Consider the following 6,208-nt stretch of genomic DNA (forward strand, 5'->3'; position numbering starts at 1 on the left):
CCCGGTGAACGTCTCCACCCACAACGGCTCAGCCTTCAACACCCCACCCATACAACGGAAATGCCCGATTCACAGCCTTCTGCAACACGCTTTAGAAGGGGGCGAACTCACAGGCCCGATCCCCGTGGACCGGGGCAAGCCCGGTTCCAAGACGCACGTCCTGTCGGACGCGAACGTACTGCCCCTCCCCGTCGGCCTCTCAGCGGCGAACACCAACGCGTCGGAGTCCGTATCGCCCGCAAGGTCGCAGCCGCCCTCTGCTGCTGCGAACGACTGCTCAAACTGGGCCGGAATGCTGCGCCGACGTGGCGGCGCGCCGAGGGGCGGCAGAGAGCTACTCGTTCTGCAGCACTGTCATCAGATCAAGCCGAGCGTGGTTGGCATGATGGACGCCTACGCCCACGATGTCCGGCGTCCCCGCTCCTACATGATCATCGACGGGGGCTTCCGGCTTGATCAACCGGCACGAGCAGGAAACAAGCGAAAGACCATTCGCACAGGTCAGCGACCATAAGCTACCCATCGCGGCAGGTCACCACGTTCGCCGACCTCCTCCGGGACAAGTGGCCATCGGGGCCCAGCGGCTCCTCGCAGAGCATCGCCACCCTCGACGCCCTTCGCGATGGGCTCCAGGGTCGCCACGCACTCCACGTGGTGCGTCATCGGGAACAGGTTCAAACAACCGCCCACTCGGTCGCAGGCTTACGTAAGAATCTCCGCCCACAGCAGGTCGCTCAACGGTGTCCAGCGATGCCGGACCCCGGCGCTGTGAAGGCACTTGCTGACCTCGTCGCGGTACGGGCTGTCGGCGAGCCACCGTTCGAGGTCGCTGGGCGTGTCGTCGTCACGGCGGTGCTTGAGGCTCCCGTCGACGACCCACGTCAGTGCCATCAGCGGGCCTCGCGCGAGGCCGGTGACCACTCGGCGGAACTGGTCGCGGTCGGTGGTTCTGACCAGCTCGTAGACCAGGCTCCTCCAGTGATGGACCAGACTCTCGACATCGTGCGAGTCACCGCTGTCGCGCCCGTCGCCGTCGCCCGTTCCCCAGGCCGAGACGCGGACCGCGGCGTCGGCCACATGGATGAAGAGGCGTACGGCATCGGGCAGATCGACCTCGATCAGCCTGCGGACGAGAAAGCCCACGCTGGTGAGCTCCTGGGCCCGCGCCGCCGAGGCGGTCTGCCGTTCCGCATCCGCGATGACCCGGCTTCGGTCGGCCGGGTCCGTCAGCGAGGCGAAGCGGTACAGGACAAGGTGGCGCAGCTTGACCGCGGCGGACAGTAGCGGGCCCTGCGCGGACCGGGCATGGCCCACGTCACGTCCGTTCCCACCCTCATGCCTGGCACCGGGTTGTCCGGCGGAGGCGACGCCCAGTTCGTGAATCATCGTGTCGAGCCCGTCGACCATGGTCTGCCAGCCGTCCTCCCCTCCCTGCCCGGCCAGCTCGGACACCCCCTCGCGATTCCAGTCGAGCAGCGTCTCCAGTCCCGCGCGCCGCTCCGGAACGGTTCTCAACGTGCTCAGTAGCGCGGCCTGTTCGCGCAGTGCCGGCCGGGCGACGGCCCGCAGGCCGACCAGGTGCCGCCACAGCCGCAGTGCCTGGTGCTTGTTGTCGGGCTGCGGGTACCTTTCGATCTTCCACACCTCTTGGCACCAGGCGGCGAGCTCCGTTCCGTACGTCGCGAACAGTTCCCCATCGGCGGAGGCAGTGGGGTGCTGTGCCGTTCGGTCGGCGAGTTCGGTCAGCCACGGCATATCGGCCGACGGCACCCGGGTATTCGTGTCACCGGCGAGATGATGGGCGTGCGGCGCGTGCCGGACCAGGGCGCGGTGCAGTGGGCCCACCAACCGGTCACGGGGTTGTCCCTGCCAGGGCAGTCCGCGGGGGTTCTGCTCGGTCGGCCGGAACCTGGGCCACCGGTTGCCGCCCAGGGCGAATTGCGCGGTGCGGTCGGCCTCAAGCTTCCTCCATCTCGCCAACGCCCTGGTCGCGCGGCCGTACCCGGCGGCGGCCAGGGGTACGCACAGAGCGGAGGCTCCCTCCTCGTTGAGGAACACATGGTCGGTACGGCTGTCCGACCAGGGCCGTCCGGCCCGGCCCCAGGCGTCCTCCGCGATGGCACGGACGATGTCGGGGGACAGGCCGCTGAGCCCGTGGGCGCAGAACCGGACGGAAGGCGGCATGGGGGTTCCGGGCTGCGCGTCCGTCAGGAGGCGCAGCCGCTGGGCACACCAGTCCCCCGCGGCCCGTACGCCGGGTTCCTGGGGCGCACCGGTCGGCTGGAGCAGTTGCGGGAGAAGCACCCGCGCGATCTGCCCTTCCTTTCTGGTCCCTTGGCAGGTGTCCACAGCCTCCTGGAGAAAGTCGGCGACACCCGTCTCCTCGGTCCGCATCATCCAGCCGAGCGCGGTGAGCTGCGCCCGCACCGGCAGCCACGGGGTGGCGTACGGTATGCGCCCGTCTCCGGCGAGCTTGCGCAGTCGCCGGGCGGGGGTGAGCGCGCTGCCGGAACCGCGGGCCCAGTGACGGGCGAGAATGCGCATCGCCCCGTCTTCTCCTTGTTCTTCGGCACCATCGGCGTCCGATGCCGGAGCCGTGGCGTCGCCGCCTCCGTCGGAGCGTCCGCGGGCCGCTGGCCGCAGTCGCTGACGTACGGCCTTGGGGTCGCCCACTTGTTCGACCGCCCTGGCGGCACGGTCCAGCAGTGTCCCCCAGCCGGCCGCGTCCCGGTGCCGGTCGATCGGCTCGATGCACTGGCTCAGCCAGCGCCCGTGCTTACGCTCACGGGCGAGCTGGATCTGCTGCTCCATCAGCACCGCCGCCCAGCCGGGCAGATGCCGGGCGACCGCGTCGACCAGCCGCACAGCCTGGTTGCCGTGGTCGGTGATCTTCTGGTTGCTGAGGTTGAGAAGCCAGGACCACAGGCAGCTCGCGCTCCGGCACCCCTGCCAGCCGTTCCCCGTATCCTCGTCGGCCTGTCCGTCCGCGTGTTCCGCCAGGTCGTCGACCCGGTACCCGATGCACACGTCAGGGTCCTCGCACAGGCCGTCCAGCAGGCCCTGCACGGCGAACGCGGCGTCCTGACCCGCGTTGGCGAAGCGGCACAGGGCCTCCAGGACCGGCCGCCGCATCTCCTTGCCCGAGCGGCGCAGCACGACCGCGAGGTCGTCGGTGACACGTTTAGGGCGCAGATGATGCCGTGTGGGCAGCAGCCCGACGAACTCGGTCACCATGGGGTCCGGGGCCACGCGCAGCAGTTCCCGCAGATCGGCATCGGTGCCGGGCAGCACCTCGGGGAGAAACGCGTACGCACGCAGTGCGATGGTCTGCAGGTAGCTGTCCTCGGCCCCGGCGAGCCGCCGCAACAGCCGCAGCGCGGGTCCTCGCGCGGCGCCGTCGCTCCGGGCACCCTGCACGATGCCCCGCTCGGCGACGACCGCCCGTAGGAAGTCCTGCGGATGCGCCGTCAGCCAGTTCTCCATCATTCGGTAGTACTTCGTGCCCTGTTGTTCGGTCAGGGTCACCAGACAACGGCCTGCCGCGTACTCGTAGAGCGTCTGGTGGAAGAACCGGACGGTCCCGAAACGCGATCCGGCTCCGACCAGCACGCCCCGCCCGTCCAGGCGCGCCAGTCCGACGGCCGCTTTCGGGTCGGCCTCGGCGAGGACTCGGGGCACACCGGTTCCGTTCGCGAGGGTGACGTGTGCCTTGCCGTCGTGCAGCATCTGCCGGGCCAGCGCCTCGGCCACCGGCGCCAGATCCTCCTTGGCCGCGATCCTGCTGCCGCCGTGCCGCAGGTCCTTCTTGACCCTGCGTTCCCAGAACAGCTCGTACACACTGTCCGAGTCGATCTCACGGGTGGGGATCTGGGCGGCATCGGCGGTGTCCGGCGCGTACACCTCGAACAGCATCCGGAGGGTCAGTGCCCGTCCGACGACCTCACGGATCGGCAGTCCGCGGACCGCCGCGTCGAGTATCTCCTCCCGCACCGTGTCACGTTCATGCTGAGCGCGGCCGCGGTAGTAGCGGTCGCAGTACGCGGTGACCGCGCGCCGGACCTCCACGCCCCGCCGGAAGTCGCCGAGTGTCGTGAGCTCGTACGCCTCGCCTTCGAACAACTCGGCCAGCGTGTGCTGTTCACGGACCCGGCAAGTCATCGCGAGCGGCACCCGGTGTGTCCGGCACAGGTTCATCAGCTCTTCGCACCGGGCCTTCCCCGCGTCGTCGTGGAGCAAGATGTCCGCGGTGTCGAGAAGCACGATCAGCGCGTCACGTGCCCTCTTCTGACGGAGTGCCTTGCGCAACTGGTCGACGGGTTCGGCGTGCGCGGACGCGGCGGCGCCTGAGCCGAAGAGGTCCTCACCCCGGATCAGCGTCGGCCGCGCCACGGGAACACGGGGCCTGCCCGTGTGGTCGGTCGCCCGGCGCACAAGATCGGCGATCTTCCAGAGAAGGCTCGTCTTGCCCGTTCCCGCTTCTCCGACGATCACCTGTGGCGCATAGGGTGCCTCGCGGGCCGTCAGACCGTCGAGCAGCTCTTTCGCCAGCCGATGCTCACAGCCGCGCGCCACGTACACCTCGCCGAGTGTGATCGCGCCCTTCTTGTCGAGCCGTTCGGCCTCACGCAGCGCGCCGATGCTGGCCTCGGCCAGTCGCCGCGCCGGAGCCCAGCCTCCCCGTTCCGGTGATGCCGGAGCTGTGGGCGCGGGCAGGTTCGCCTGTTTCTTCAGGGACTTGAGCAGGTCCTTCCCCACCCAGTGCCCGCCGCCGGCCTCCTCCGTCCGGCGCCGACCGGCCTCCAGCTCCTGGAACAGGGTCAGTACGAGCAGTGGGCTGACCGCACGCCCGGTGCGGTACGCGGTGGCGGCTCGCCAGTACGTGCTCGGCGAGAGCTTCCGCGGAACGGGACCGCGTACGAATGAAGCGAACTTGGGTTCCTGCGAGAGCTGGGTCAGTCGTCTCAGCAGGGCTTCACGGACTGTGGCGGCAGATCCGTAGCGGACCTCCAGCAGGGCGATCGCCTCCGCCACCGACACGAGACCGTCGGGCGACGGTGCGCCGTCGCGCTCCCGGCCCGGTCGAATCGCCGCGATGTCGCCGCCCTTGTGAACCCCCGTCGGCACCATCGTCGATCCCCTCCGCGCTCACGGGGCTCCCCAGGCCCGCCACGCACCACCGCGGTCCGCACGCCTCAGCATGCCACCTCGGGCCTGTCCGTCACGGGGAACCGATTCACCCGACCTCGCGGAGATTAGGTACGGGCGCGTCCGACCAGCGGGTTTACCCGGTCGTGGTCACCGACCTCGGGTCGGTTCGGTTCCGGCCGCGACTGAGGGAGAAAGGACGCACGCCGGCTCCGCCCGGGGTGTGCACACCTCACCGCTCCGAGACACAGCGTGAGGTCCGAATGTCTCTGTCCCTGTCCACCACGACCACCGCGAACGGACCGGCCGGCTCCCCCGGCCCGCGCTTCCGCCGCGTATGCGCCACTCCGGGGCCCCCTCAGCCCCCGGCTCCCCCGCAGCCTCCGTACCCTCCCATCGAGGGGGAGGACGTACGCGACGAACTGTCCCCGTGTCCCTGTCGGAAGGTGGGACGGCCGCGCGACACGGGCACACTCACAGCATGACCACCGCGGGCGACGTCATCGGCGAGTTCATATCCGCGCAGCTCGACGTCGTCCGCGCCAGGCGCGCATCGCTGGAGGCACGAGGACTTGCGGTCATCACCTCGTCCGGAGCGCTGGTCACTCTTCAACTCGCCCTGGTGACCCTGCTTCCCCAAGCTCCGGAAGCCCCTCACCCGGCCGGCCGGGCACTGATCGCCGCCTCCACGGTCTCCTTCCTCGCGGCGACCATCGGGGGAGTCTTCTCCAACCTCCCCCGCAAGGCGTTCCACGTCTCCCCCCAGAGCCTCCTTCCCCACATCTCGCCGGACTTCTGGGACGCATCCGAGAAGGAGGCCCGAAAGGCGATCACCACGATCCAGCTGAAGGTTCTCATCAGCGCGGAAAGGACCACCCGCGTCAAGGCGCGGACGGTGCTGATCTCCTTCTGCTGCGAAATGGCCGGCATCAGCTGCCTGACAGCGGCCGTCATGCTGACCCTGCTGAGGCCGTGACTGCCTCAGCGGTCGTCCCGCACCGCGCATGACCGATACGCGTGGAACGTCGTGCCGGGCAGCGTGCCGCCGCCGGCGATCGGCGGC

The 6,208-nt window shown here is 69.6% G+C and carries 2 protein-coding genes and 1 pseudogene; 2 read left to right on the top strand and 1 reads right to left on the bottom strand.

The annotated features are described in order from the left end of the window. Positions 1 to 88: 88 nt before the first annotated feature. A pseudogene (locus tag ACFUN8_RS36730) lies at positions 89 to 238 on the top strand (IS5/IS1182 family transposase); the annotation flags it as partial. A 464-nt stretch (positions 239 to 702) separates the two neighbouring features. Here ACFUN8_RS36730 and ACFUN8_RS36735 read toward each other — a convergent pair. Continuing rightward, positions 703 to 5,127, bottom strand: coding sequence for an NACHT domain-containing protein (locus ACFUN8_RS36735; protein ID WP_383647615.1), 4,425 nt, complete (start codon positions 5,125 to 5,127; stop codon positions 703 to 705). Between the two features lie 499 nt (positions 5,128 to 5,626). On the opposite strand from ACFUN8_RS36735, the gene ACFUN8_RS36740 reads away from it, so the two are divergent. Further along, a complete protein-coding gene (locus ACFUN8_RS36740; protein ID WP_383647617.1) occupies positions 5,627 to 6,121 on the top strand; it encodes a hypothetical protein in 495 nt (164 codons plus the stop codon). Positions 6,122 to 6,208: the final 87 nt, after the last annotated feature.

Origin of the sequence: Streptomyces sp. NPDC057307, assembly GCF_042667665.1 — a bacterium.
Classification (GTDB): domain Bacteria; phylum Actinomycetota; class Actinomycetes; order Streptomycetales; family Streptomycetaceae; genus Streptomyces.

Bases quoted from the DNA above. Each gene is read 5' to 3' on its own strand.
- ACFUN8_RS36740 (WP_383647617.1), top strand. From the start codon at position 5,627: ATGACCACCGCGGGCGACGTCATCGGCGAGTTCATATCCGCGCAGCTC.
- ACFUN8_RS36735 (WP_383647615.1), bottom strand. From the start codon at position 5,127: ATGGTGCCGACGGGGGTTCACAAGGGCGGCGACATCGCGGCGATTCGA.